This is a genomic window from Kineococcus sp. G2 (genome assembly GCF_037154035.1).
Lineage (GTDB): Bacteria > Actinomycetota > Actinomycetes > Actinomycetales > Kineococcaceae > Kineococcus.
Genome location: NZ_JBBBEM010000084.1, coordinates 1 through 4,082 on the forward strand (window position 1 = coordinate 1; position 4,082 = coordinate 4,082).

Annotated in this window: 4 protein-coding genes; all 4 read left to right on the top strand. The window is 71.6% G+C overall.

All coding sequences use genetic code 11. From position 1 onward, the window contains the following. Positions 1 to 5: 5 nt before the first annotated feature. From V9U69_RS12605 to V9U69_RS12620, 4 genes are read left to right on the top strand one after another with little or no spacing between them, the layout of a single operon-like run. Positions 6 to 974, top strand: a complete 969-nt coding sequence (locus tag V9U69_RS12605; protein WP_442907760.1) for a carbohydrate ABC transporter permease — start codon at positions 6 to 8, stop codon at positions 972 to 974. Positions 975 to 1,011: 37 nt separating this feature from the next. Beyond that, a complete protein-coding gene (locus V9U69_RS12610; RefSeq protein ID WP_337062169.1) occupies positions 1,012 to 1,896 on the top strand; it encodes a carbohydrate ABC transporter permease in 885 nt (294 codons plus the stop codon). 38 nt (positions 1,897 to 1,934) lie between these two features. Beyond that, positions 1,935 to 2,726 carry a ThuA domain-containing protein gene (locus tag V9U69_RS12615; RefSeq protein ID WP_337062170.1) on the top strand — a complete coding sequence of 264 codons (792 nt, stop codon included), beginning with the start codon at positions 1,935 to 1,937 and terminating at the stop codon, positions 2,724 to 2,726. Continuing rightward, positions 2,723 to 3,847 carry a Gfo/Idh/MocA family protein gene (locus tag V9U69_RS12620; RefSeq protein ID WP_337062171.1) on the top strand — a complete coding sequence of 375 codons (1,125 nt, stop codon included), beginning with the start codon at positions 2,723 to 2,725 and terminating at the stop codon, positions 3,845 to 3,847. The genes V9U69_RS12615 and V9U69_RS12620 overlap by 4 nt, the downstream gene beginning before the upstream one ends. Positions 3,848 to 4,082 lie beyond the last annotated feature (235 nt).

Here is a 4,082-nt window from a genome sequence, read left to right on the forward strand (position 1 = left end):
GCAGGATGGCTGACGTCGCCACCCCGGGGCGCGCGGCCGGCGGGGCTACGGCCTCGCCGGCCGCGCCTACCGGGCGCCGAGGCCCCTCGGGCAAGCTGAAGGCCCGGCTGGTGGAGATCGCCTTCGTCGTGCCGGCGGTCGTCTACCTCCTGCTGTTCTTCGGCTACCCCGTCGTGAAGAACATCGTCATGGGCTTCCAGGAGTACACGACGAGGACCTTCTTCACCGGTGAGGCGCCGTGGATCGGGCTGGAGAACTACCGCAACGTCTTCAGCAGCGCGATCTTCGACCAGGCCCTGCTGAACACGCTGCTCTTCACGGCCGGCTCGATCGCCGGGCAGTTCGTCCTCGGGCTGCTCATCGCGCTGTTCTTCCAGCGGAAGTTCCCGCTGTCGGGGGTGCTGCGCTCGCTGATCCTGCTGCCCTGGCTCATCCCCATGATCGCCGGGACGGCGGTCTGGCGTTGGATCCTCGACGCCGACAACGGCGCCCTCAACCGCATCCTCTCCGCGCTGCCGGGCGTCGACGTGAGCCCGAACTGGCTGACCAGCACGTCGCTGGCCCTCGTGGCCGTCATCGGCGTGAACATCTGGCTCGGCATCCCGTTCAACATGACGATCCTCTACGGCGGTCTGCAGGAGATCCCCGACGAGCTGTACGAGGCGGGCGCGCTCGACGGGGCCACGGGGTGGCGGGCGTTCCGGCACATCACCTGGCCGATGCTGCGGCCCGTGGTCACCGTGGTGCTCGTCCTGGGCGTCGTCTACACGCTGAAGGTCCTCGACGTGATCCTCGGTCTCACCAACGGCGGTCCCGCCAACTCCACGCAGACCATCGCCACGTTCTCGTACGACATGTCGTTCCGGCAGTTCGACTTCGGTGCGGGTGCGGCGCTCGGCAACATCCTGATCGTCATCTCGCTGATCTTCGCCGTCGTCTACCTGCGCGCGAACCGGCGTGCCGTGGACGAGTGAGGCGCGCGATGACCGGAACGGAAGGGAGGAGAACCCCGTGAGCGCAGTCCCCGCACCCGCACCCGCCCTCGACGAGGGCACCGCGCCGCCGCAGGAGCGCAGGGGCGGCAAGGCCCCCCGGCGGCCCGGCCACACGATCCTCGGGATCCTGATCCTGGCGTTCATGCTGTTCCCGCTGTACTGGATGGTCAACGTCTCGCTGCAGCCGGCGGGCAACGCCGTGGCGACCCCGTGGTTCCCCGTGGACTTCACCCTGCGCGGCTACAGCACCGCGATCGCCGAGCAGGGCGGGAACCTGGTGACGAGCCTGGTCATCAGCCTCGGCTCGGTGGTGTTCAGCCTGCTGATCGCCACGCCCGCCGCCTACGCCATGGCCCACTTCAAGTTCGGCCGGTGGGCCACGGCCGTCCTGTTCGGCATCCTCATCACCCAGATGGTCCCGGGCATCGTGGTCGCCAACGCCCTCTACAGCGCCTACACCGACCTGGGTCTGCTCAACACCGTCGGCGGGCTGATCCTGGCCGACTCCGCGGCAGGCATCCCGTTCTCGATCATCCTCATGCGCGCCTTCATGGGCGGCATCCCCACCTCCATCATCGAGGCGGCCTACGTCGACGGCGCCGGGCACGTCCGCGCCTTCTTCTCGATCGTGCTGCCGATGAGCCGCAACGCCCTCATCACGTCGGGGTTGTTCACGTTCCTCTTCGCCTGGGGCGACTTCCTGTTCGCCCTGACCCTGACCACCACCGAGGACCTGCGCCCCATCACGCTCGGCCTCTACACCTACGTGGGCAGCTTCGTCGCCGACTGGTCGCCGATCATGGCGACGGCCGTGCTGTCCTCCCTGCCCGCCATCGCCCTGCTCGTGCTGGCCCAGCGCTACGTCGCCGCCGGCGTCACGGGCGGGGCCGTCAAGTCCTGAGGGACGAACCCGAACCACCGCAGTCCCGAGGAGGACCAGTGACCAACCCGATCCGCGTCACCGTCTGGGGCGAGAACCGCCACGAGCAGCTCGAGCCGGAGGTCGCGAAGCGCTACCCCGACGGCATGCACGGCGCCGTCGCGCAGGGCATCGAGGAGAACCTGGGCGAGCGGGCCGTCGTGCGCACCGCCACCCTGGACGAGCCCGAGCACGGCCTGACCGAGGAGGTGCTGCGCGAGACCGACGTGCTCACCTGGTGGGGCCACGCCGCCCACGGCGAGGTCTCCGACGAGGTCGCCGAGCGCGTGCAGCGCCACGTCCTGGAGGGCATGGGCCTGATCGTCCTGCACTCCGGGCACTGGTCGAAGGTGTTCACCCGGCTCATGGGCACCACCTGCACGCTGCGCTGGCGCGCCGAGCACGACCGCGAGCTGGTGTGGACGGTGGACCCCACCCACCCCATCGCCCAGGGGGTCCCGCACCCGCTGATCATCGACGAGGACGAGATGTACGGGGAGTTCTTCGACATCCCCACCCCCGACGAGCTCGTCTTCATCTCCTCCTTCTCCGGCGGGGAGGTGTTCCGCTCCGGCTGCACCTTCAAGCGCGGGCACGGGAAGATCTTCTACTTCCGCCCCGGCGACCAGGAGTACCCCACCTACTTCCACGACGGCGTCCGCAAGGTGATCTCCAACGCCGTCGAGTGGGCGGTCACCCTGCGGCCGGAGCGGGCGATCCCCACGCTGCTGCGCTACGACACCGAGGACTTCCACAACGGCCACGGCTACCAGGGGGCGCTCAAGTCCGAGGTGCAGGAGGGGCGGGCGTGAGCGGACCGCTGCGCGTCGTCCTCGTCGGCGCCGGCGGCATGGGCCGGGCGTGGCTGCGCACGATCCTCGCCGACGAGGAGGTGGAGCTGGCCGGGGTGGTCGACCTCGACCTGGACGTGGCTCGCGCGGCCGTCGCCGAGGCCGGCGTGCCGGACGTCCCGCTGGGCCGCGACGCCGTCGAGCTGGCCCGGGCCACCGGAGCCGACGCCGTCGTCAACGTGACGGTGCCGCGGGCGCACCACCCGGTGACCACGGCGGCGCTGTTCGCGGGGCTGCCGGTGCTGGGGGAGAAACCGGTCGCCGAGGACGTCGCCCAGGCGCTCTCCCTCGTGGCCGCCGCCGAGGTGACCGGCCGGCTGTTCGTGGTCAGCCAGTCGCGCCGCTACAACGCCCACCTGCACGCGTTCCGCGAGCAGGCGCGCGTGCTGGGCGACCTCGGCGTGCTGACGACCGAGTTCTTCAAGGCGCCGCGCTTCGGCGGGTTCCGCGAGGAGATGGCGCACCCGCTGCTGCTCGACATGGCGATCCACCCCTTCGACACCGCCCGGTTCCTGCTGGGGGCGGAGCCGGTGTCGGTGTACTGCGAGGAGTTCAACCCCTCGTGGAGCTGGTACGCCGGGGACGCCGCGGCCAGCGCCGTGTTCGAGATGACCGGCGGGGTGCGCTACGTCTACACCGGCAGCTGGTGCGCACCGGGGCTCGAGACGTCCTGGAACGGTGCGTGGCGGCTGTCGGGCTCGGCGGGCACGGCCCGCTGGGACGGCGAGGCCGCGCCCGTGCTCGAGACGTCCTCGGGCGTGGAGGCGGCCCCCGCGCAGGACCCGGGCCGGGAGATCGCCGGGTCCCTGCGGGCGTTCGCGCGGGCGCTGCGCACCGGCGTCGCCCCGCACGGGGAGGTCCACGAGAACGTCATGAGCCTGGCGATGGTGGAGGCCGCGGTGGCCTCGGCCGAGGCGGGCGCCCGGGTGCGGGTCGACGACGTGCTGGAGCGCGCGCACGAGCGGGCCCTGGCGGCCGAGCGGCGCGAGGACGTGCGGGCGGTGCTGGCGTCGTGGACGTCGGTGCGCGATGCCCTGGCTGCGGGGGTCCCCGCCGATCCCGCTCCCGTCCCCACCCCCTGACCCATGCCCCCACCCGACCCCGCGGTGATCAAGGAAGTTGCAACTTCCTTGATCACCGCGGGGTCGGGTGGGGGCATGGGTCAGGGGGTGGGGACGGGAGCGGGATCGGCGGGGACCCCCGCAGCCAGGGCATCGCGCACCGACGTCCACGACGCCAGCACCGCCCGCACGTCCTCGCGCCGCTCGGCCGCCAGGGCCCGCTCGTGCGCGCGCTCCAGCACGTCGTCGACCCGCA